We start from the raw sequence: 21,822 nt of genomic DNA, 5'->3' as shown, positions 1-21,822 counted from the left end.
AACGGATGGCGGCGCGACTGCAAGTGTCGTCATGGCAGTTGCGCTTCGGGCAGGGTCAGTGTGCGCGGGATCTTGCTTGCATCCCAGTGGCGACTGCCCCAGCTGAGCAGTTCCTGCGGTGAGGCGTGGGCCAGCTCGGCGCCGGGGTTTTGCCCCAGGGCGCGCAGGGCTCGCAGTAACAATGGAGTTGCCTGATCGGCCTCAAGCGGCGGCGAGCGGTAGGACTTGCCGAGTTTGTTGCCGTCCGGTTGAGTGATCAGCGGCAGATGCAGATAGCGTGGCTGACGCAGGCCCAAGAGTTCTTGCAGGTAAAGCTGACGGGGCGTCGAGTCGAGCAGGTCGGCGCCGCGCACGATGTCGGTAATGCCTTGCCAGGCATCGTCGAGCACCACAGCCAGTTGATAAGCGTAGAGGCCGTCGCGGCGGCGGATCACGAAATCCCCCACATCGCGGCCCAGGTGCTGGCGATATTCACCCTGCACGCGGTCGATGAAGTGGTATTCCAGTTCCGGCACGCGCAGGCGGATGGCGGCGTCTTGCTGATCGTGGCCGAGATTGCGGCACAGTCCCGGATAAATCCCCTGATACGGCTCCAGTTGCTTGCGCGAGCAAGTACACGCGTAGGCCAGACCATGGTTGAACAGGCTGTTGAGCACTTCGGCGTAGGCGTCATGCCGATCACTCTGACGCACCATCTCGCCATCCCATTCGAAGCCGTAGCTTTCCAGCGCCTTGAGAATCGCCGCTTGCGCGCCGGCCTCTTCACGGGGCGGGTCGAGGTCTTCCATGCGCACCAGCCAACGACCGCCGACCGAACGCGCGTCGAGGTAAGAGGCGAGGGCTGCCACCAGCGAGCCGAAGTGCAGGTGTCCACTGGGCGTGGGGGCGAAGCGGCCGATATAGGCGGGAGATGTTTTGGCAGTCATGGAAGCGATACTACTTTTTCAGGGCTTGTACGCACTACCTTGTGGGAGGGGGCTTGCTCCCGAACGCGGTGTGTCATTAAACAGATATGTTGTCTGATTAGCCGCATTCGGGAGCAAGCCCCCTCCCACAAAGGCAGGAAAGGCAGAAACAAAAACGGAGCGTTCGCACGCTCCGTTTTTCGTTCAGGTCGGGATTATTTGCCGACCTGCTTTTCCTTGATTTCCGCCAGGGTCTTGCAGTCGATGCACAGATCCGCAGTCGGGCGGGCTTCGAGGCGCTTGACGCCGATCTCGATGCCGCAGGACTCGCACCAGCCGTACTCTTCGTCCTGGATCAGTTCCAGCGTCTTGTCGATCTTCTTGATCAACTTGCGCTCGCGGTCGCGGGCGCGCAGCTCGAGGGCGAATTCTTCTTCCTGGCTGGCACGGTCGGCCGGGTCAGGGAAGTTGGCCGCTTCGTCTTTCATGTGATCAACAGTACGGTCGACTTCCTGCATCAAGTCCTGTTTCCACTTGTTCAGGATCTTGGTGAAGTGCGCGCGCATTGGAGCGCCCATGTACTCTTCGCCAGCCTTCGGAACATAAGGTTCGAAGCCGCTGATCGTCGCTTGCTGCTGTTGCTTTGCTTGGGTGGGCATGAAATGGACCGCCTCTACTCTTGTAATCCATTGCGCAGGATTGCTCCATCACCGACACCTGCCGGCCCTGCGGCTGCAAGCGGGCGAACTTACCAGATCAATTCAGCCTGCGCTACTCCCGGATGTCGAGGCCCCGGCGGGTGGCGCTTGCAAATGTTTGGCAAGCGGTGTCAGGTGGTACGGGCGACCTGTTCAATCACTGATTTTAGTCAATCCTGGAGCGTACGCTCATATCGTTACAGTCCAGCGTTCTTGAGGCTGTGACCGCTGTGGGTTCTCGCTCGTTCCGGCAGATGGGTAGAATCGTCTCTTTTTCGCCGTCGAAGGAAATCCAATGGCTCAGCCGTACAGTGCGCGCAGTCGTGCGATCGAACCGTTCCACGTAATGGCGCTGCTGGCGCGGGCCAATGAATTGCAGGCTGAAGGCCACGACGTTATTCACCTGGAAATCGGCGAGCCGGATTTCACCACCGCCGAGCCGATCATTCGCGCCGGGCAAGCGGCGCTGACGGCGGGCAAGACCCGCTATACCGCCGCCCGGGGCATTCCCGAGCTGCGCGAGGCGATATCCGGTTTTTATCAACAACGTTACGGCTTGAACATCGATCCGCGACGGATTCTGATTACCCCGGGCGGTTCCGGCGCATTGCTGCTGGCCAGCGCGTTGCTGGTCGATCCGGGTAAACACTGGCTGTTGGCGGATCCGGGTTACCCCTGCAACCGGCACTTCCTGCGACTGGTCGAAGGCGCTGCGCAGCTGGTGCCTGTGGGGCCGGATGTGCGTTATCAACTGACCCCCGATCTGGTGGCGCGGCACTGGGATCACGACAGCGTCGGTGCGCTGGTTGCCTCCCCGGCCAACCCGACCGGGACAATTCTGACCCGCGATGAACTGGCCGGGTTATCCGCAGCCATCAAGGCGCGACACGGCCATCTGGTGGTGGATGAGATCTACCACGGCCTGACATACGGCACCGAGGCGGCGAGTGTGCTGGAAGTGGATGACAGCGCGTTTGTGCTGAACAGCTTCTCCAAATATTTCGGCATGACCGGATGGCGCCTCGGCTGGCTGGTAGCGCCCGATGCGGCCGTCAGTGAGCTGGAAAAACTTGCGCAAAACCTCTACATCAGCGCGCCGAGCATGGCGCAGCACGCGGCGCTGGCGTGCTTTGAACCCGACACCATCGCCATTCTCGAGGAGCGCCGCGCCGAATTCGGTCGGCGCCGCGATTTCCTTTTGCCGGCACTGCGCGAGTTGGGTTTCAACATCGCGGTCGAGCCTGAAGGCGCGTTTTATCTTTACGCCGAAATCAGCCAGTTCGGCGGTGATGCCTTCGCGTTCTGCCGACATTTCCTCGAAACCGAGCATGTTGCGTTTACCCCGGGGCTGGATTTCGGCCGTTATCAGGCCAGCCACCACGTGCGTTTTGCCTACACGCAAAACCTTGCGCGTTTGCAGGAAGCGGTGGAACGGATTGCCCGTGGCTTGAAGAGTTGGCAAGGCTGATGCGTTTTTATCCTCCTCTGGAAGAGGCGCGGCTGATCCGTCGTTACAAGCGTTTTCTCGCCGATATCGAAACCGTTAGCGGCGAGCTGCTGACCATTCACTGTCCGAACACTGGCTCGATGCTCAATTGTCAGGTCGAGGGCGGGCAAGTCTGGTTCAGCCGCTCCAATGATCCGAAACGCAAATTGCCCGGTACCTGGGAAATCGGCGAAACCCCGCAAGGGCGCCTGTTTTGTGTGAATACCGCGCGCGCCAACGGTCTGGTCGAAGAGGCGTTGCAGGCTGGTGTGATCACTGAGTTGAACGGATTTACCGCGCTTAAACGCGAAGTGGCTTACGGGCAGGAAAAAAGCCGCATCGATTTTCGCCTCGAATACCCGACTGGCCCGGCCTATGTGGAAGTGAAAAGCGTCACATTGGGCTTCGATGGTACGGCCGTGGCGGCTTTTCCCGATGCGGTGACCCAGCGTGGCGCCAAACATTTACGCGAACTGGCGCATCTGGCGCGAGACGGGATTCGTGCGGTGCAGTTGTATTGCGTCAATCTCAGCGCAATTGAGGCGGTACGCCCGGCGGAGGAAATCGATCCAGCCTATGCCGAGGCACTGCGTGAAGCGGTCGCTTGTGGCGTTGAGGTACTGGCGTATGGCGTGCGTCTGAACCATGAAGAGATGTTGATCGACCGCCGTCTCGACGTATTGCTCAACGGTTAAACATCTATCCACAAGCCTTGCGCGTCTTCACGGCAAGTAATGGCTGTCAAGGATTGCCCGGCGCAGGGCCCGGCGACACATTCACCGTCCTCGATGAGAAACAGTGCGCCGTGGGTGGCGCACTGGATCAGGCTGTTGCTGGCATCGAGAAACTGGTCGGGATGCCATTCCAGTCCGACCCCGCGGTGCGGGCAGCGGTTCAGATAGACGTACGCCTGACCGTTGCGGCGCACGGCCAACAGTTTTTTCCCTTCGACATCGAAACCGCGGCTGCCGGCCTCGACCAGCTCGGCGCCCGCGCACAGAAACTTCATGGCTATCCTCTAACGCGGCTCGTGTCCGGATATGTCCGAGCTTGACGTTTAAATGCAAACAATTATCAAATGGCGGCCTTCACCCGCAGGTCGCCACCAGTGCCAAGGATACTTTGGCTGGTATCTGTCCGTCCGGGAAAACCTTCTTCAAGGAAGCTGTGTATGCGCTTGAATACTCGCGTTGCTGTGCTGTGTGTCGGAATGTTCGCCAGTCACCAGGCAGCGGCGGCCGAACTGCCGCAACGTTGGGTCAGTGCGGGCGGCGGTCTGTCGGAGTGGGTCAGCGCACTGGGTGGCGAGTCGAAACTGGTCGGCGTCGATACCACCAGCCAACACCCCGAGTCCTTGAAAGCCCTGCCCAGCATCGGCTATCAGCGCAGTCTGTCGTCGGAAGGCATTCTCAGTCTGCGTCCGGACATCCTCATCGGCACTGAAGAAATGGGCCCGCCGCCGGTGTTGGCGCAGGTCAAGAGTGCCAAGGTGCAGGTCGAGCTGTTCTCCGCGCAACCGGATCTGCCGACGCTGGAAAAAAACGTTACACATCTGGGGCAGTTGCTCGGGGCACAAGCGCAAGCGGCTGAGCTGTTGCAAAGTTATCAACAACAGCTCGGTGCAGTGAAGGCGCGTGTCAGCGCATTGCAGGCCAATCACCAGCCGCCGGGCGTGCTGGTGCTGATCGGCCATGCGGGCGGCAAACCGTTGATTGCCGGCAAGGACACCGCCGCTGACTGGATGCTGCAACAAGCGGGCGGACACAACCTTGCGACCCATACCGGTTACAAGCCGTTTTCCGTGGAGTCACTGGCCGGTCTGGATCCTCAGGTGCTGGTATTTGCCGATCGCGCGTTGACAGGCGATGCGGCGAAAACGGCGTTGTTCAAGGAAAACCCGATTCTCGATTCAAGTCGCGCCGCCAAGACCGGGCGGGTGCTGGAACTGGATCCGACCTTGCTGGTTGGCGGCCTCGGGCCGCGACTGCCGGCGGCACTGAAAACCTTGGCTGACGGCTTCTACCCGGCCCAGAGCGGCCAATGACCACGCTGGTCAAACCTCGCGGCTTGTTTATTGGCCTGACGCTGCTGTGTTTACTGGCGATCTGGCTGTCACTGGCGCTCGGCCCCGTCAGTTTGCCGCTGTTCGATACTTTGCGCGTGGCGTTGCGCATGATCGGTGTGCCGCTCGCGCCGGAGGGGCTGGAGCAGGCGGAGCTGATTCTGGGGCAGATTCGTCTGCCGCGAACACTGCTTGGGCTGGCAGTTGGCGGCGTGCTGGCCTTGTCCGGCGTGGCAATGCAGGGGTTGTTTCGTAATCCGCTGGCGGATCCGGGACTGGTCGGCGTTTCCAGTGGCGCGGCGTTGGGCGCGGCGGTGGCGATTGTCGGCGGTTCGTTTTTTGGCGGGTTACCGGAGTGGTTCGGCCCTTATCTGTTGTCGGCATGCGCGTTTCTCGGCGGCCTCGGGGTGACGGCGCTGGTCTATCGACTCGGCCGCCGCAACGGCCAGACCAACGTTGCGACCATGCTTCTGGCAGGGATTGCTCTCACTGCTTTGGCTAGTTCGGCGGTCGGGCTGTTTACCTATCTGGCAGATGACGCGACGCTGCGCACGCTGACGTTCTGGAACCTTGGCAGCCTGAATGGCGCCAGTTATGCGCGGTTGTGGCCTCTGCTGATCATCAGCGCCGGTGTGGCGATGTGGCTGCCGCGTCGGGCCAAGGCGCTGAATGCCTTGCTGCTCGGTGAGTCGGAAGCGGGGCATCTGGGGATAGATGTCGAACGGCTCAAGCGTGAGTTGGTGTTTTGCACGGCGCTGGGTGTCGGTGCGGCAGTGGCGGCGGCGGGCATGATTGGCTTTGTCGGCCTGGTGGTGCCGCATCTTGTGCGGCTATTGGCCGGGCCCGATCATAAAGTTTTGCTGCCGGCCTCGGTGTTGGCCGGTGCAAGTCTGTTACTGCTGGCCGATCTGGTGGCGCGTCTGGCGCTGGCACCGGCAGAGTTGCCGATCGGTATCGTTACGGCATTCATCGGAGCTCCGTTCTTCCTGTATCTGTTGCTGCGAGGACGTGCCTGATGTTGCGTGCACAGAATCTGCATATCCGTCGCGGCCGTAAAACCGTGCTGAGCGGTGTGACTCTGCAACTTGAGCCGGGCGAAGTACTCGGCGTGCTGGGACCGAACGGTGCGGGCAAAAGTACTTTGCTGGGGGCGTTGTGTGGAGAGCTGACGCCTAGTGAAGGCGAGGTTTCGCTGGACGGGAAGTCGCTGGCGCACTGCACCGGTACGCAACGCGCGCAACGCTTGGCGGTGCTGCCGCAGGTGTCGACGCTGGATTTCGCCTTCCGCGTTGAAGAGGTGGTGGGCATGGGCCGCTTGCCTTATCAGACCGGTCGGGTGCGTGACGACGAGATCATCGTTGCAGCGCTGGATGCCGCAGACGCCGGGCATCTTGGTGGCCGCAGTTATCTGGCCTTGTCCGGTGGTGAGCGTCAGCGCGTGCATCTGGCGCGGGTATTGGCGCAGTTGTGGCCGGGGCAGGCCGGGCAGACGTTGTTGCTGGATGAGCCGACTTCGATGCTCGACCCGCTGCATCAACACACCACGTTGCAAGCCGTGCGCGAATTTGCCGATCGCGGCGCGGCGGTGTTGGTAATCCTGCATGATCTGAATCTGGCGGCGCGCTATTGTGATCGTATTCTGCTGCTTGAGGGCGGCCGGCCTATTGCGCTGGATACACCGGAACAGGTTCTGCGGCCGGATTCGCTGAAAGCCGTGTTTGGTCTTGAAGTGCTGGTACAGCCGCACCCGGAGCGCGGGCATCCGCTGATCATCGCCCGCTGATTGTCGTCGAGGTAAATCATGCGTGGTATCTGGCTGTTGGCGGTGATGTGGCTCGCGGGCTGTCAGCATGTTGCCGCGCCGCCGATCAGTGGTGAAATTCGTGATCTGCACAGCGGAGAGCTGCTGACCGCGCAGCAATTGCTCGCGCGTCTTGATGAGCCAGAACGGCTGATTATCGGCGAGCAGCATGACAACGCCGCTCACCACGCCGTGCAGTTGTGGCTGCTGAAGTCCTTGGGTGAGCAACGACCGCAAGGCAGTCTGCTGCTGGAAATGCTCACACCGGTTCAGCAATCAAAGATCGATGCGCTGCGCAAAAACGCTTCGACGCCGACTGATCTGCCTGCTGCGTTGGCCTGGCAGGACGGTTGGGACTGGAAGCTTTATGGGCCGATTGTGCAGTTTGCTCTCACACAGCCGTATCCGCTGCTCGCGGCCAATCTGGATACCAGTGAAATCCGCACGGTCTATCGCACGCCCCCGACCTTGAGAGGGGAGCGCAGCAATGCGCAATCCGTGAAAACCACGTTGCTTGAACAGATCGGTGATTCGCATTGTGGCTTGCTGCCGGCCTCGCAAATGCCGGCCATGCTCGCCGTTCAGCAACAACGTGATCGGCGCATGGCCGAGCGTTTGATGGCGGCGCCGACCCCTTCACTGCTGCTCGCTGGCGCGTGGCATGCGCGTAAGGATGTCGGCGTGCCTGTTCATGTGCTGGATCTGGGCGCGACCCAGGCTCCGACAGTGTTGATGCTGGCGGAGGAGGGCGCCGCAATCACGGCGGCGATGGCCGATTTCGTCTGGTACACGCCAGTGACACCGAAGCAGGATTACTGCGAGCAGATGCGCAAACAGTTCGGTAAATGACTTTTCCACAGACAAAAAAAGACCCGGTAAAAACCGGGTCAAATAACCGTGATTAGCCTGATGAGGAGATAATCTGAGAGTCCGAACCAAGGGCTTTTCAGAATATCGACTGATCTCGCGATCAGTTGTGATAATCATAGCGATTCTCATTACCGAGTCAACCACTGATTCTGCATTTATTTGATTTAGTCTGGAAAATGGCCGCAAATCCCCGAAAACAAAGGACTCCGCGCTATGCGTTTTTGGCTGTCAGCTGAGTGATCTGCTTGTTCAGCTGTCCAATACGCCGCGCCATGCTCTCGATCAGGCTGTGAGCAATCTTCGGGTTGTTGCGGGTCAGGCTCAGAAACTGTTCTCCGGGGATCAACATCACGGTGCTCGGCTCCCGGGCGATTACCGTGGCGTTGCGCGGCTCGCCTGTGAACAGCGCCATGGCGCCGAAAATTTCGTCTTTGGGCACATCGCCGACTTTATGCCCGTCGACAAACGCCTCGGCCTGTCCGTCGATGATCACAAACACGTGATCGGCTACGTCGCCCTGGTGAATCAGCACTTCACCGGCCTCGACGCGTTTGAACCCGTTGGTACTGCGAAACTCCCTGGGTTTCAGCTCGGCCACCGCGTGGGCGAGGACGGCCATTTGCCCCAACAGATAATCGAGAAATTGATCGGCGCGCCGGGCATCGACATACAAGTGTCGGAAAACCTCTTGGCGCCGATAGGGCTGCAAACGCAACGGCCCGTCGCTGCACAAACGACAATCCGCCCAGTCCTCACCCCGCTGGAGACCGATCAAGTCACCTTCCTGCCAGTAAAACAGTGCACGGATGCCGAAGTATCCGTTGATCACGCCTTCTTGCAGCAGAAACAATTGATCGTCAGGCAACTGCGCCATCAGGTCCTCAGTCGCCTCCAGATCAAGGGCCGGCCCGCACGGTTCCAGACCTTCGAGCCACTGAGCGGGCAAACCCTGCAAGCGGTTGATCAGTGCGTCGGCAATTGTCGATTGTTCCCCTAGCAGGTACATGACGGTCAGCGCCCTTTCAGTTCTTGTGACGCGAGGAAATGGCTTCGAGTTGCTTGTTCAAAGCGTCCTTGCGCTCGGCGGGAATGTCGTTCCAGTGCACATCCATCAACGCTCCCTCGATCGCATACAACAACACCTTCGATGCGCGAAACCCGCGGGTACGCACGGCCCGGTAGGCATCGACAGCGCCCAGGCGACGCAAGTCCGAGGCGCTGTGGATGCCCACGGCATGCAGCCATTGCGCCGACGTCTTGCCAAGATTCTTCAGGTGTTGCAGTTCATCATTCATCAAGCCTCCTTGCGACGGCCGAATGGTGCGTGGGCGAGCTTCTCAGGAGTGTAGCCATCAGTAGGAAAAGCGTGGTTGTTTGGTCGGATTCAGCCCAAACGCTTCTAAGAACAGTCGGAAATTTCAGCGGGATAGACGTTTGAAGTGCAAAAGGCGAGGGCAGGAAAATTCGCCAATGCACGCCATCCAGCGCAAAGCGGGGGCGCTGGACAGGTCAGGCAGAACGGCGTTTAGCGGGTGCGATAACGCAGGCGCGTGCCGAAATTCATCGACATCAGGATCTCGTCGGCGCTCAGCTCTGGCGGGAAGTACGCACCGGAAATCTGTGCGTGGGCCAGGCTTGCGCCTTCCAGCGATGCATTTCGGAAATCGATGCCGCGCAAATCGGCGGATCGGAAGTACGCGTCCCTGAAATCCACGCCATCGGCGTTCAGTTCACGCAAATCGAGACCACGGAAGTCACCGCCGACCATGTCGATCGGTCCGTCTTGCGGGCGCTCCTTGTTGAAACCTGTGATGTCGTCTTTGTGCAGCAAGGCATACAGCGGGGTGTCGAGAAGTTTCGGCTGGCTCATGTCACATCACCTGTTGGTTTTATGACGCCAGTATAGTGCCACTATTTGGCGGCCGTGAAGCGAGCGAGGGCTTCACGGCCGAAATAGTTTCTTACAGACCAGGCAGGCGTTGGCGGATCTGCGCGACCACGGTGTCCAGCGTCCCGGATTCATTGGTTTGCACGCGTTTGCTGCGCAGAATTTCTTCCGGTGTCAGCGCTTCACGATTGGCTTGTTGGGCCTCGATCACGGCCAGGGTGGCGTCGGACGGATCTTTTTTGTCTGCCTGACGAATCGCCAGCCAGCTCTCGATCACTGCTTGCGGAGCGTTGCAGTCGAGGATCAGGAACGGCGTGCCGGTGGCTTCGGCGATTTTTGCGGCGCTGTCACGTTGCTCACGCTTCAGGTAAGTCGCATCGATGACCACCGGGAAACCGGCGTGCAGGATCACTTCAGCGATTTCATGCAGGCGCGCATAAGTCTGAGTGCTGGCGTCGGCGCTATAAATGCCGGCTTGTACGTCATTGGCGACGGTTTGTTCGCCGAACAGACGCTTGCGCTCAACATCCGAACGCAGACGGATGGCACCCAGTGCTTCAACCAGGCGCATCGCCACGTGGCTCTTGCCGACAGCGGAAACGCCGTGGGTAATCGCCATGAAGCGCGAAGGAATGGTGCTGTAGCTTTCTGCCAGGTTGGCGTAGTTGCGGTACTGGCGCAGGGTGGTGGCGCGCTGCACCGGCGTCGCGTCCGTCGGCATGCTGAACAGTGCAACTTTGGCGCGAACCAGTGCGCGATAGGCTTTATAGAAGTTCAACACTTCCAGACCTTGATAGTCGCCGGTCAGTTCCAGGTATTGGCTGATGAAGCGACGAGCCAACGATTTCAGACCGCGGTCTTCCAGGTCCATCGCCAGGAACCCGGTGTCAGCCCAGACGTCGGTGAAGCGGAACGGTTCGTTGAACTCGATGCAGTCGAAGATCACCACTTTGCCGTCGATGACCGTCGCATTCCCCAAGTGAATGTCACCGTGGCATTCGCGGATGAAACCTTGGGCCTTGCGCTGGGCGAACAGTGGCTTGAGACGCTCGAAGCTGCTTTCAGCCCAGGCTTTCAGCGCCTCGAGTTGCAGCAGATCGTTCTTGTCGCTAAGGAACGGCAGGATCTGTTCGAAGTTTTGCGAAACCGGCGCCATCACGCTTTCCGGGCTGCCGGCATCGTGTTCGGCCGGGACTTTTGGCGCATTGAGGTGGAAGCGCGCGATTTGCTCGGCCATTTCGTCGATGTGCTGAGTGGTCAGCTCGCCGTTGGCTTGCAAGGTGCTGAGCAAACCGGTCTGCGGGAACTGGCGCATTTTCAGCAGGTATTCGATGGCCGGGCCTTCACCGCCCAATTGCGGGGCTTCGGCAGTGCCAGTGACCGGCAACACTTCCAGATACAGGTCATCGGTCAGACGCTGATTCAGACGCAGTTCTTCAGCGCAGAAGTGCTCGCGCGATTCGAGGCCGGTGAAGTCGAGGAAGCCGAAATTCACTGGCTTCTTCACTTTATAGGCAAAAGGGCCGGTGAGGATCACCCAGGAAATGTGGGTTTCGATGACCTGGAATCCGTCGACGGGATGTGGGTAGAGGGCCGGGTTTTGCAGGGCAGCGATCAGGGACTGGCTCACGGGCGATCCTTCAGAGACTGGGGAAAATATAAGGCCGCCATTATGGCTGCTCGCCAGCCTGACGCAAACCTCGGAGTGCTCCTGTTGAGGATGAATAAAGTGCGTATAATCCGCCGCCATGACTCGAACTCGATCTCCCCGTACCAAGAAAAAACCACCCTCCAGGGGCCTGCGCCCGTGGTTGAGCTGGGCCATTAAACTCAGTCTGGTCGGCCTTGTCGTGCTGGCCGGCTTCGCCGTTTACCTCGATGCCGTGGTGCAGGAGAAGTTCTCCGGCAAGCGCTGGACCATCCCGGCCAAGGTCTACGCGCGTCCGCTTGAGCTGTTCGTCGGACAGAAACTCAGCAAAGAAGATTTCCTCACCGAACTCGATGCCCTCGGCTATCGTCGCGAAGCCGTGAGCAACGGTCCGGGCGCCGCCGCGGTCAATGGCAACACCGTTGACCTGAACACCCGTGGCTTCCAGTTCTATGAAGGCATGGAGCAGCCGCAACCGGTGCGCGTGCGCTTCTCCGGTGACTACGTCGCCGAACTCTCCGCGACCAACGGTTCCAAGCTGTCCGTGGTGCGCCTCGAGCCGCTACTGATCGGCGGTATCTACCCGAAGAACCTCGAAGACCGCATTCTGATCAAGATTGATCAAGTGCCGCCGTATCTGCTCGACACGCTGGTTGCTGTCGAAGACCGCGATTTCTACAGTCATTGGGGCGTGTCGCCGAAGTCGATTGCCCGCGCCATTTGGGTCAACACCTCGGGCGGCAAGATGACGCAGGGTGGCAGTACGCTCACCCAGCAGTTGGTGAAGAACTTCTACCTGACCAGTGAACGCAGCCTGAGCCGCAAGCTCACCGAAGCCATGATGGCGTTGTTGCTGGAGTTGCATTACGACAAGAAAGAGATTCTTGAGGCCTACCTCAACGAAGTCTTCGTCGGTCAGGACGGCCAGCGCGCTGTACACGGGTTTGGTCTGGCGAGTCAGTTCTTCTTCGCGCAGCCGTTGTCCGAGCTGAAACTGCATCAAGTCGCATTGTTGGTGGGAATGGTCAAAGGCCCGTCTTACTACAACCCGCGCCGTAACCCGGAGCGCGCGCTGGAGCGACGCAATCTGGTGCTCGATGTGCTTGAGCAACAAGGCGTTGCGAGTGCCGAGCAAGTAGCGGCGGCGAAGAAAATGCCGTTGGGCGTGACCACTCGCGGCAAGCTCGCCGACAGCTCGTTCCCCGGCTTTATCGATCTGGTCAAACGTCAGTTGCGTGAAGACTATCGCGACGAAGACTTGACCGAGGAAGGACTGCGGATTTTCACCAGTTTCGACCCGATCCTGCAGATGAAGGCCGAGGCGTCGGTCAACGACACCTTTAAGCGTCTGGCCGGTCGCAAGGGTTCCGATGACGTGGAAGCAGCGATGGTCGTGACCAATCCGGAAACTGGCGAAGTGCAGGCCATGATCGGCAGTCGTCAGGCCAGTTTTGCCGGTTTCAACCGGGCGCTGGACGCGGTGCGGCCGATCGGCTCGCTGGTCAAGCCTGCGGTTTATCTGACTGCGCTGGAGAAACCAAGTCAGTACACGCTGACCAGTTGGCTGTCGGACGATCCGCTTTCCATCAAGGGTGCAGACGGCCAGGTCTGGAAGCCGCAGAACTATGACCGTCGATCACACGGTACGGTTTTCCTGTACCAAGGCCTGGCGCATTCCTACAACCTGTCGACCTCGCGTCTCGGCTTGGCGGTTGGCGTGCCGAATGTCCTCAAGACTATTGGGCGCCTGGGTGTAACCCGTGAATTCCCGGCGTTCCCGTCGATGTTGCTCGGCGCTGGCGGCATGACTCCGATCGAAGTGGCGACCATGTATCAGACCCTCGCCAACGGTGGCTTCAATACGCCAATGCGCGGGATTCGCAGCGTGTTGACCGCCGAGGGCGAACCGCTCAAGCGCTATCCTTTCCAGATCGAGCAGCGCTTTGATCCGGCCTCGATCTACCTGATCCAGAACGCCATGCAGCGGGTCATGCGTGAAGGCACCGGCAGTTCGGTTTATAACGTGTTGCCCAAGACCCTGACGCTGGCCGGCAAGACCGGTACCAGCAACGATTCGCGCGACAGCTGGTTCGCCGGTTTCAGTCAGGATCTGCTGGCGGTGGTGTGGCTTGGGCGCGACGATAACGGCAAGACACCGTTCACCGGTGCGACCGGTGCATTGCAGGTCTGGACCAGTTTCATGCGCAAGGCCGATCCGCTGCCGCTGGACATGCCGCAGCCGGATAACGTGGTACAGGCGTGGGTCGATTCGCGCACCGGACAAGGTTCCGATGCCAACTGCCCGGGCGCCGTGCAGATGCCGTATATTCGCGGCAGCGAACCGCCACCTGGCGCCGCGTGTGCAAGCGAAACGCCTGCTTCGCCGGAGTCGGTGATGGATTGGGTCAAGGGCTGGATGAATTAAGCAAAGAGGGTTTCAAGTGAACAAGTGGTTGATTCCAGCGGTGACCGCCGTGGCTTTGCTCAGCGGTTGCTCTACCGTACAGCGTGGTTCGATTCCGGTGGTGGATTCGGGGACGGCCGTGTCCAACAGCGAACGCATTTCGGCCAATGGCGGCTTCCGTCAGACGACGGTGAAGCGTCCTGTGCAAGGCCAGCAGACTCAAGCCATTCCGCAAGGCGACACGGGTGTCGTGGTGATGGTGCCAGGCGGTGGCGCGACGACGTCGGCGCCGATCAGCACCTCGCCAATCGTGCCGGGGCCAGCGTCCGGGGGCATCACGCCGGGGCCGTACAATCCTTCATCGGTTGAGTCCGCGCCGATCAACTCCGGCAGCTACAGCATGCCGTCGACGCCGAGCGGCATTCCGTCGGCCAGCAGTGGCGGTGGTCTGTCGGCTGATGAGCAACTTGATGGCCCGGTGCTCGCACTGCTGACCACCGCGCAGCAGCAACAGGCCGGCGGCGACCTCAACGGTGCGTCCTCCAGCCTGGAGCGCGCTCAACGCGTTGCACCACGTGAGCCGCAAGTGCTTTATCGCCTGGCGCAAGTACGCATGGCTCAAGGTGATGCGCCGCAAGCCGAGCAGTTCGCCCGTCGTGCGTTGACCATGGCCAACGGTCGTCCGGATCTGCAGGCCAACCTGTGGGAAGTGATCGCCCAGGCGCGTGAGAAGCAAGGTGATTCCGCCGGTGCTACGCTGGCCCGTCAGAAGGCCAAGGTTTCGCTGTGATGGATGCCCGTTTCTCGAAAATCGCCGATCAGTTGCTGCTGATCGAACGTGAACTGCGTACGCAGGGTTGGTGGGATGACGTTCAGCCATCGGTCGAAGCCTTGAGCAGTGTCGAGCCGTTTTCGGTTGACACGCTAGACTTCGAGCAGTGGCTGCAATGGATCTTCCTGCCGCGGATGAAGATGATCCTTGAGCAGGATCTGCCGCTACCGAACGCTTCGGGTATTCAGGAGATGGCCGAAATGGTCTTCGCCCAGCGCAATCTGCAGGGCAAGGATCGCCAGCTTCAGGTGTTGCTCAAAGAGTTCGACCTGCTGATCACTGCTTCACGCTGAGTCGATGGGGGCTGCCAGTGGTTACTGGCAGTTTTCCGCAATCTGCTTCTGCGCTTCGACCATGCGTTCCTGGCGTTGTGCATCGTCCAACCGCCGCAACTCTCCCTCCACTTCCTCTCGCAAGCGCGGATTGTTCTGCAATTGCGCCAGATTCGTGCGTGCCTGTTCGCAAAATGCTTTGAGCTGCTTCTGCTGGTCAGCCACCTGCTTCTTGACCTTGTCGTCGATGGCTTTCTGATCGCCCAATGTTCCGCTGCCCGGTATCGCCGCAGGTTTTGGTGGGGGCGAGGAGGGCGTCTGCAGCGTTGTGGCCGACTGACCCTGGGGCGGTTGGGCATCAAAGTGCGTGACACCTTGAGCGTCGACCCATTTGTAGATCTGAGCGGCCAGGCACACTGGACTGAGGCCGATCAGCAGAGTTAACAGAAGCGTTCGCATGCTGATTCCTTGGCAAAACTGCGCAATTGACACTAACAGAGTAGCGCTTTTCAGGTTTTTTCTTGCGTTCTCATGTGCTTACCCACAATTAAGCACATAGACGGCTTGACTTGGAGAGGGCGAAACAGAAGAATCCAAAGTCCGCTGTAGAGGGACTGCCAGAAGCAGACCCACTCGGTAGATCATGAGGCGCATATCCGCGTCGACCTGTTACACCCGCAACGCGTTACCTCGCGCTGGGTGGGAAAGGCCCGCAACACTTGGGACGATCCCAATACTTGCTCAGTCAGTGCTGACGTAGTCGGCGACCACCGTCGCTCATGCTCTGCCGAGAAGTAAACCTATTAAGACCCGCCCCTTTTTTGTGGACGGTATTCTGGCGTTTTAGAGGTGAACAACGTGGAGCTTTTATCTGGCGGTGAGATGCTCGTCCGCTTCTTGCGTGACGAAGGCGTCAAATATATCTACGGGTACCCGGGTGGTGCTCTCCTGCATGTTTACGATGCCCTGTTCAAAGAACCGGAAGTGACCCACATCCTGGTTCGTCATGAGCAAGCGGCTACCCATATGGCTGACGGCTACGCCCGTGCCACCGGTAAAGCCGGCGTGGTATTGGTGACTTCCGGTCCAGGCGCCACAAACGCCATCACCGGTATTGCCACCGCCTATATGGATTCGATTCCGATGGTGATCATTTCCGGTCAGGTGCCAAGCACCATGGTCGGCACCGACGCGTTCCAGGAAACCGACATGATCGGTATCTCCCGGCCGATCGTGAAGCACAGCTTCATGATCAAGCACGCGTCGGAAATCCCGGAAGTCATGAAGAAAGCGTTCTACCTGGCGCAATCCGGTCGTCCGGGCCCGGTCGTGGTCGATATCCCGAAAGACATGACCAACCCGGCCGAGAAGTTCGAATACGTCTTCCCGAAAAAAGCCAAGCTGCGCTCCTACAGCCCGGCCGTGCGCGGTCACTCCGGGCAAATCCGCAAGGCGGCAGAAATGCTCCTGGCGGCCAAGCGCCCTGTGCTCTATTCCGGTGGTGGCGTTATTCTCGGCAACGGTTCCGCACCGCTGACCGAACTGGCGAAAATGCTCAACCTGCCAGTGACCAACACCTTGATGGGCCTGGGCGGTTTCCCCGGTACTGACCGCCAGTTCATCGGCATGCTCGGCATGCACGGCAGCTACACCGCCAACCTGGCGATGCACCATGCCGACGTGATCCTGGCTGTGGGTGCACGCTTCGACGATCGCGTGATCAACGGCGCGGCGAAGTTCTGCCCGAACGCCAAGATCATTCACATCGACATCGACCCGGCTTCGATTTCCAAGACCATCAAGGCCGACGTGCCAATCGTTGGACCGGTGGAGAGTGTCCTGACCGAAATGGTCGCGATCCTCAAGGAAATCGGCGAGACCCCGAACAAGGAGTCCGTGGCCAGTTGGTGGAAGCAGGTGGATGAATGGCGCGGTGATCGCGGCCTGTTCCCTTACGACAAGGGCGACGGCAGCAAGATCAAGCCGCAGACCGTGATCGAAACCCTGTGCGAAGTGACCAAGGGCGATGCCTTTATCACTTCCGACGTGGGCCAGCACCAGATGTTCGCTGCGCAGTACTACACGTTCAACAAACCGAATCGCTGGATCAACTCCGGTGGTCTGGGCACCATGGGCTTCGGATTCCCGGCGGCCATGGGCATCAAGTTGAGCTTCCCGGAAGACGACGTTGCCTGCGTCACCGGTGAAGGCAGTATCCAGATGAACATCCAGGAACTGTCGACCTGCCTGCAATATGGCTTGCCAGTAAAAATCGTCATCCTGAACAACGGTGTTCTGGGGATGGTTCGTCAGTGGCAGGACATGAGCTACGGCAGCCGTCACTCGCACTCCTACATGGAATCGTTGCCTGACTTCGTCAAGCTGGCTGAAGCCTACGGCCACGTTGGCGTACGCATCACCGAATCGAAAGATTTGAAGTCGAAGATGGCAGAAGCGTTCGCCATGAAGGATCGCCTGGTCGTGATCGATATTTCGGTCGACACCAGCGAGCACGTCTATCCGATGCAGATCAAAGACGGCTCGATGCGCGATATGTGGCTGAGCAAGACGGAGCGTACTTAATCATGCGGCACATTATTTCCTTGCTTCTGGAAAACGAACCCGGCGCTTTGTCTCGCGTAGTCGGCCTGTTCTCGCAGCGCAACTACAACATCGAAAGCCTGACCGTGGCTCCGACCGAAGACCCGACCCTGTCGCGTCTGACGCTGACCACCGTTGGCCACGATGAAATCATCGAGCAGATCACCAAAAACCTGAACAAGCTGATCGAAGTGGTCAAGCTGGTGGACCTGTCGGAAAGTGCTCACATCGAGCGCGAACTGATGCTGGTCAAGGTCAAGGCCACTGGCGCCCAGCGCGCCGAGATCAAACGCACTACCGATATTTACCGTGGACAGATCGTCGACGTCAGCGCCAGCGTGTATACCGTTCAATTGACCGGTACCAGCGACAAGCTCGACAGCTTCATTCAGTCCATCGGCACCGCATCGATTCTGGAAACCGTCCGCAGCGGCGTGACCGGCATTGCGCGCGGCGACAAAGTACTCAGCATCTAAACCAAATTAGCGAATGGCCTGAACGGCCTGGATATAAAGGGGAAATTCATGAAAGTTTTCTACGATAAAGACTGCGACCTGTCGATCATCCAGGGCAAGAAAGTTGCCATCATCGGTTACGGTTCCCAGGGCCACGCCCAAGCGTGCAACCTGAAAGATTCCGGTGTCGACGTTACTGTTGGTCTGCGTAAAGGTTCGGCCACCGTTGCCAAAGCTGAAGCTCACGGCCTGAAAGTGACTGACGTTGCTTCCGCTGTTGCTGCTGCCGACCTGGTCATGATCCTGACCCCGGACGAGTTCCAGTCTTCCCTGTACAAGAACGAAATCGAGCCGAATATCAAGAAAGGCGCCACCCTGGCCTTCTCCCACGGCTTCGCGATTCACTACAACCAGGTTGTTCCGCGTGCCGACCTCGACGTGATCATGATCGCGCCGAAAGCCCCCGGTCACACCGTACGTTCCGAGTTCGTGAAGGGCGGCGGTATCCCTGACCTGATCGCGATCTACCAGGACGCCTCGGGCAACGCCAAAAACGTTGCACTTTCCTACGCTGCTGGCGTTGGTGGCGGTCGTACCGGCATCATCGAAACCACCTTCAAGGACGAGACCGAAACCGACCTGTTCGGCGAGCAAGCCGTTCTGTGTGGCGGTACCGTTGAGCTGGTAAAAGCCGGTTTCGAAACTCTGGTTGAAGCTGGCTACGCGCCGGAAATGGCCTACTTCGAGTGCCTGCACGAACTGAAACTGATCGTTGACCTCATGTACGAAGGCGGTATCGCCAACATGAACTACTCGATCTCCAACAACGCTGAATACGGCGAGTACGTGACCGGCCCTGAAGTGATCAACGCCGAATCCCGTCAGGCCATGCGCAACGCCCTGAAACGTATTCAGGACGGCGAATACGCCAAAATGTTCATCAGCGAAGGCGCAACCGGCTACCCTTCGATGACCGCCAAGCGTCGTAACAACGCCGCTCACGGTATCGAAATCATCGGCGAGCAACTGCGCTCCATGATGCCGTGGATCGGTGCCAACAAGATCGTCGACAAAGCCAAAAACTAAGTCGTCGTTCCTTGTACGAAAAACGCGGCCTCGGCCGCGTTTTTTCGTTTGAGTCGGTGGTTCTGGTATAAAGCTGCATCGTTTGTGGCCGAACTGTCGTCCCAGACTCCTGTCGAATTTTTCCAAACCGTTGCAAGGTAATGTCCATGAGCGAACGTCCCGAAGAGCCGAACAAGGCTTCTGACGCCGAAAGCCTGCTGCCCATCGATGAGCACATCGAAGAAGGGCATGACGCAGAAGGTCGTAAAGTCCGGCATCGTGGTATCTATCTGCTGCCGAATCTGTTCACCACTGCAAACCTGTTCGCGGGTTTCTATTCCATCATCAACTCGATGAGTGCCCAGGCCGCCTTGAGCGCCGGGGACTCTGCCAACGCGAGCAAGTACTTCGCGTTTGCTGCGATCGCGATTTTCGTCGCCATGGTGCTCGACGGCCTCGATGGTCGTGTCGCGCGCATGACCAACACGCAAAGTGCGTTCGGTGCCGAGTACGATTCGTTGTCGGACATGGTCGCCTTCGGTGTTGCGCCTGCATTGCTCGCCTTCGGATGGGCACTGGGCGACATGGGCAAGGTTGGCTGGATGGTTGCCTTCATCTATGTCGCGGGGGCGGCACTGCGTCTGGCGCGTTTCAATACTCAAGTCGGCACTGCAGACAAACGCTATTTCATCGGCCTGGCCAGTCCGGCAGCGGCCGGCGTGGTGGCGGGGATTGTCTGGGCGTTCAGCGATTACGGGATTCAGGGTTCGAAGATGTCGTTCCTGGTCGCGTTGATGGTGGCGGCGGCGGGCATGCTGATGGTCAGCAACATCAAGTACAACAGCTTCAAGGAGCTGGACTTGAAAGGGCGTGTGCCATTTGTGGCAATTCTCGCCGTGGTACTGGTGTTCGCCGTGGTCTTCAGTGATCCGCCGCGCATTCTGCTGCTGGTGTTCCTGGCCTACGCGGCGTCGGGCCCGATTCAGTACCTTTTGCATCTTCGTCGGCACAAAAACGTCGAGTGATGTAATTTCCCTCATACTCCGCAGTCTACGGGTGCATCTGTCCTCCAAAGCTGCGGAGTTGTCATGCTGATAAAAATCCCCAAAGCGTCCGACTGCCATGAGTCGGATGTCACGCCAGAATCCATCTATCTCTCTCGTCGCCAACTGCTTGGAGTAACTGCCGCGGGCCTTGCCGTGAGCAGCCTTCCGCGTTGGGCCAGCGCTGAAGATGCCGCGCGGTATGCCGATGTCGAGCCGGGTAAGGCACCTGCATGGTTTGCCGAAAAGCTGCCTTCTATTAAATGGGGCGCAGTCAGCGTCAAGGATGAGGCGATCACGCCTTATAAAGACGCAACCCATTACAACAACTTCTATGAGTTCGGCACCGACAAGGGCGATCCGGCGGCGAATGCCGGTTCGCTGAAAACCGAGCCGTGGAGTGTGGTGGTCGACGGGGAGGTGGGTAAGCCGGGGCGTTATGCGCTGGAAGACTTCATGAAACCGTATCAACTGGAGGAGCGCATTTATCGTCTGCGTTGCGTTGAGGCATGGTCGATGGTTATCCCGTGGATCGGCTTTCCGATTTCGGCGCTGCTCAAGCAAGTAGAACCAACCTCCAATGCCAAATACATTCGCTTTGAAACCTTGCAGGATCCTAAAAGCATGCCCGGGCAACGCTCCGGCTTCGCTCTGATCGACTGGCCTTATGTAGAAGGCCTGCGACTGGATGAGGCGATGAATCCTTTGGCGATTCTAGCGGTGGGTATGTATGGCCGGGAGTTGCCTAATCAAAATGGTGCGCCGTTGCGTCTGGTGGTGCCGTGGAAGTATGGCTTCAAGAGCGTTAAATCCATCGTGCGTATCAGTCTGGTCAGCGAGCAGCCAAAGACGACATGGCAAAGTATTGCGGCGGATGAATACGGTTTCTACGCGAATGTGAACCCGACGGTTGATCACCCGCGCTGGACGCAGGCACGGGAGAGGCGGTTGCCGAACAGTCTGTTCAAGCCGAATGTGCGCGATACGCAGATGTTTAACGGCTACTCGGACGAAGTCGCTTCTTTATATACAGGGCTCGATCTGCGGAAGAACTACTGATGCGATATCCGTTCTGGCGAGTGAGCGTGTTCATTGTTGCGTCGATCTGGCCGTTGCTGTGGTTTTATCAGGCCTTCGCTGACCTGCTTGGGCCGGATCCCGGTAAGGTTTTGGTTGATCGGCTAGGGCTGGGCACACTGGTGCTGTTGTTGATCACCTTGAGCATGACGCCTTTGCAGAAACTGACGGGGTGGGCGGGGTGGATTGCTGTCCGCCGTCAGTTGGGGCTTTGGTGTTTTGCTTATGTGGTTCTGCATCTATGCAGCTATATGGCTTTTATCCTGGGCTTCGATTGGTCTCAGCTGGGCGTTGAGTTGCGTAAGCGGCCGTACATTATTGTCGGCACACTGGGTTTTCTTGGATTGTTGGCATTGGCGGTGACGTCCAATCGTTACAGTCAACGGCGATTGGGCGCGCGCTGGAAGAAACTGCATCGGCTGGTTTACGTGATTCTGGGGCTGGGTTTGCTGCACATGCTGTGGATTGTGCGGGCAGATCTTAAGGAATGGGCGATTTATGCCTTTATGGGGGCTCTTCTACTATCGTTGCGTCTCCCTCCTGTGGCGCGCCGAATCCCCCGTTTATTGGGGAAAAGACAGGTTTTGCAAGAAAAACGAAATTAACGGTTGACGGCGAATTTCAGATGTCTATAATTCGCCCCACTTCCGGCGCAGTCGAAACGGAAAACTCCTTGAGATTCAATGAGTTATGTGGGTTTCGGCGGTAAGTGCTT

23 protein-coding genes are annotated in these 21,822 nt (G+C 58.9%); 15 read left to right on the top strand and 8 right to left on the bottom strand.

The features are described from left to right. Positions 1-29 precede the first annotated feature (29 nt). Both gluQRS and dksA read right to left on the bottom strand, forming a co-directional pair. Positions 30-926: a tRNA glutamyl-Q(34) synthetase GluQRS gene (gene gluQRS / locus F2P67_RS01270; RefSeq protein ID WP_166216386.1), complete on the bottom strand. Its 897-nt coding sequence runs from the start codon at positions 924-926 to the stop codon at positions 30-32. A 194-nt stretch (positions 927-1,120) separates the two neighbouring features. Beyond that, positions 1,121-1,564 carry an RNA polymerase-binding protein DksA gene (gene dksA / locus F2P67_RS01265; RefSeq protein ID WP_003228250.1) on the bottom strand — a complete coding sequence of 148 codons (444 nt, stop codon included), beginning with the start codon at positions 1,562-1,564 and terminating at the stop codon, positions 1,121-1,123. 334 nt (positions 1,565-1,898) lie between these two features. Between dksA and F2P67_RS01260 the strand changes: the two genes are divergently transcribed. Continuing rightward, positions 1,899-3,071 carry a pyridoxal phosphate-dependent aminotransferase gene (locus F2P67_RS01260; RefSeq protein ID WP_166216383.1) on the top strand — a complete coding sequence of 391 codons (1,173 nt, stop codon included), beginning with the start codon at positions 1,899-1,901 and terminating at the stop codon, positions 3,069-3,071. Beyond that, the gene (gene sfsA, locus F2P67_RS01255; protein ID WP_166216380.1) at positions 3,071-3,784 is read left to right on the top strand and encodes a DNA/RNA nuclease SfsA; all 714 of its coding nucleotides are present in this window, start codon (positions 3,071-3,073) and stop codon (positions 3,782-3,784) included. The genes F2P67_RS01260 and sfsA overlap by 1 nt, the downstream gene beginning before the upstream one ends. Here the strand turns inward: sfsA and F2P67_RS01250 are convergent. Next, the gene (locus F2P67_RS01250) at positions 3,781-4,098 is read right to left on the bottom strand and encodes a Rieske (2Fe-2S) protein (RefSeq protein ID WP_166216377.1); all 318 of its coding nucleotides are present in this window, start codon (positions 4,096-4,098) and stop codon (positions 3,781-3,783) included. The genes sfsA and F2P67_RS01250 overlap by 4 nt on opposite strands. 162 nt (positions 4,099-4,260) lie before the next feature. Between F2P67_RS01250 and F2P67_RS01245 the strand changes: the two genes are divergently transcribed. From F2P67_RS01245 to F2P67_RS01230, 4 genes are read left to right on the top strand one after another with little or no spacing between them, the layout of a single operon-like run. Then, a complete protein-coding gene (locus F2P67_RS01245) occupies positions 4,261-5,133 on the top strand; it encodes a heme/hemin ABC transporter substrate-binding protein (protein WP_166216374.1) in 873 nt (290 codons plus the stop codon). Then, the gene (locus tag F2P67_RS01240) at positions 5,130-6,167 is read left to right on the top strand and encodes a FecCD family ABC transporter permease (RefSeq protein WP_166216371.1); all 1,038 of its coding nucleotides are present in this window, start codon (positions 5,130-5,132) and stop codon (positions 6,165-6,167) included. Before F2P67_RS01245 ends, F2P67_RS01240 begins: the two co-directional genes overlap by 4 nt. Beyond that, on the top strand, positions 6,167-6,934 hold the full coding sequence (locus F2P67_RS01235) for a heme ABC transporter ATP-binding protein (protein WP_166216368.1): 768 nt from the start codon (positions 6,167-6,169) through the stop codon (positions 6,932-6,934). The genes F2P67_RS01240 and F2P67_RS01235 overlap by 1 nt, the downstream gene beginning before the upstream one ends. A gap of 18 nt (positions 6,935-6,952) precedes the next feature. After that, positions 6,953-7,801: a ChaN family lipoprotein gene (locus F2P67_RS01230; RefSeq protein WP_166216365.1), complete on the top strand. Its 849-nt coding sequence runs from the start codon at positions 6,953-6,955 to the stop codon at positions 7,799-7,801. Between the two features lie 232 nt (positions 7,802-8,033). Here F2P67_RS01230 and F2P67_RS01225 read toward each other — a convergent pair whose 3' ends face one another. The 4 genes from F2P67_RS01225 to F2P67_RS01210 all read right to left on the bottom strand — a co-directional run bounded on the left by F2P67_RS01225 (position 8,034) and on the right by F2P67_RS01210 (position 11,340). Then, positions 8,034-8,828: a Crp/Fnr family transcriptional regulator gene (locus F2P67_RS01225; protein ID WP_166216362.1), complete on the bottom strand. Its 795-nt coding sequence runs from the start codon at positions 8,826-8,828 to the stop codon at positions 8,034-8,036. A gap of 16 nt (positions 8,829-8,844) precedes the next feature. Further along, the gene (locus tag F2P67_RS01220) at positions 8,845-9,117 is read right to left on the bottom strand and encodes a TfoX/Sxy family protein (protein WP_003228231.1); all 273 of its coding nucleotides are present in this window, start codon (positions 9,115-9,117) and stop codon (positions 8,845-8,847) included. A gap of 230 nt (positions 9,118-9,347) precedes the next feature. Then, complete coding sequence (locus tag F2P67_RS01215; protein ID WP_007909940.1) at positions 9,348-9,692, bottom strand: pentapeptide repeat-containing protein; 345 nt, start codon at positions 9,690-9,692, stop codon at positions 9,348-9,350. Positions 9,693-9,783: 91 nt separating this feature from the next. Next, positions 9,784-11,340 (bottom strand): AAA family ATPase, encoded by a 1,557-nt coding sequence (locus tag F2P67_RS01210; protein ID WP_166216359.1) that lies wholly within the window; start codon positions 11,338-11,340, stop codon positions 9,784-9,786. A gap of 118 nt (positions 11,341-11,458) precedes the next feature. Here F2P67_RS01210 and mrcB point away from each other — a divergent pair, with 118 nt between their 5' ends. The 3 genes from mrcB to F2P67_RS01195 are packed head-to-tail and all read left to right on the top strand — an operon-like array spanning position 11,459 to position 14,887. Beyond that, positions 11,459-13,783 (top strand): penicillin-binding protein 1B, encoded by a 2,325-nt coding sequence (mrcB, locus tag F2P67_RS01205; RefSeq protein WP_166216356.1) that lies wholly within the window; start codon positions 11,459-11,461, stop codon positions 13,781-13,783. A gap of 16 nt (positions 13,784-13,799) precedes the next feature. After that, on the top strand, positions 13,800-14,552 hold the full coding sequence (locus F2P67_RS01200) for a tetratricopeptide repeat protein (RefSeq protein ID WP_166216353.1): 753 nt from the start codon (positions 13,800-13,802) through the stop codon (positions 14,550-14,552). Beyond that, positions 14,552-14,887, top strand: coding sequence for a YqcC family protein (locus tag F2P67_RS01195; protein WP_166216351.1), 336 nt, complete (start codon positions 14,552-14,554; stop codon positions 14,885-14,887). The genes F2P67_RS01200 and F2P67_RS01195 overlap by 1 nt, the downstream gene beginning before the upstream one ends. A 21-nt stretch (positions 14,888-14,908) precedes the next feature. Here F2P67_RS01195 and F2P67_RS01190 read toward each other — a convergent pair whose 3' ends face one another. Next, positions 14,909-15,325 carry a DUF4124 domain-containing protein gene (locus tag F2P67_RS01190; RefSeq protein WP_166216348.1) on the bottom strand — a complete coding sequence of 139 codons (417 nt, stop codon included), beginning with the start codon at positions 15,323-15,325 and terminating at the stop codon, positions 14,909-14,911. 399 nt (positions 15,326-15,724) lie between these two features. Between F2P67_RS01190 and F2P67_RS01185 the strand changes: the two genes are divergently transcribed. The 6 genes from F2P67_RS01185 (at position 15,725) to msrQ (ending at position 21,712) form a co-directional block, all read left to right on the top strand. Then, a complete protein-coding gene (locus F2P67_RS01185) occupies positions 15,725-17,449 on the top strand; it encodes an acetolactate synthase 3 large subunit (protein WP_166216346.1) in 1,725 nt (574 codons plus the stop codon). A 2-nt stretch (positions 17,450-17,451) separates the two neighbouring features. After that, positions 17,452-17,943, top strand: a complete 492-nt coding sequence (gene ilvN, locus F2P67_RS01180; RefSeq protein WP_003205610.1) for an acetolactate synthase small subunit — start codon at positions 17,452-17,454, stop codon at positions 17,941-17,943. A 48-nt stretch (positions 17,944-17,991) separates the two neighbouring features. Further along, positions 17,992-19,008: a ketol-acid reductoisomerase gene (gene ilvC / locus F2P67_RS01175; protein WP_003228216.1), complete on the top strand. Its 1,017-nt coding sequence runs from the start codon at positions 17,992-17,994 to the stop codon at positions 19,006-19,008. Positions 19,009-19,154: 146 nt separating this feature from the next. Next, positions 19,155-20,012 (top strand): CDP-diacylglycerol--serine O-phosphatidyltransferase, encoded by an 858-nt coding sequence (gene pssA / locus F2P67_RS01170; RefSeq protein WP_103306567.1) that lies wholly within the window; start codon positions 19,155-19,157, stop codon positions 20,010-20,012. 63 nt (positions 20,013-20,075) lie between these two features. Then, on the top strand, positions 20,076-21,089 hold the full coding sequence (gene msrP, locus F2P67_RS01165) for a protein-methionine-sulfoxide reductase catalytic subunit MsrP (protein WP_166216343.1): 1,014 nt from the start codon (positions 20,076-20,078) through the stop codon (positions 21,087-21,089). Then, entirely contained in the window at positions 21,089-21,712 is a 624-nt protein-coding gene (msrQ, locus tag F2P67_RS01160; RefSeq protein WP_166216341.1) for a protein-methionine-sulfoxide reductase heme-binding subunit MsrQ, read from the top strand. The genes msrP and msrQ overlap by 1 nt, the downstream gene beginning before the upstream one ends. Positions 21,713-21,822 lie beyond the last annotated feature (110 nt).

Source organism: Pseudomonas atagonensis, assembly GCF_011369485.1.
In the GTDB taxonomy this organism is placed as follows: domain Bacteria; phylum Pseudomonadota; class Gammaproteobacteria; order Pseudomonadales; family Pseudomonadaceae; genus Aquipseudomonas; species Aquipseudomonas atagonensis.
This window is presented reverse-complemented; position numbering and strand designations above follow the sequence as displayed.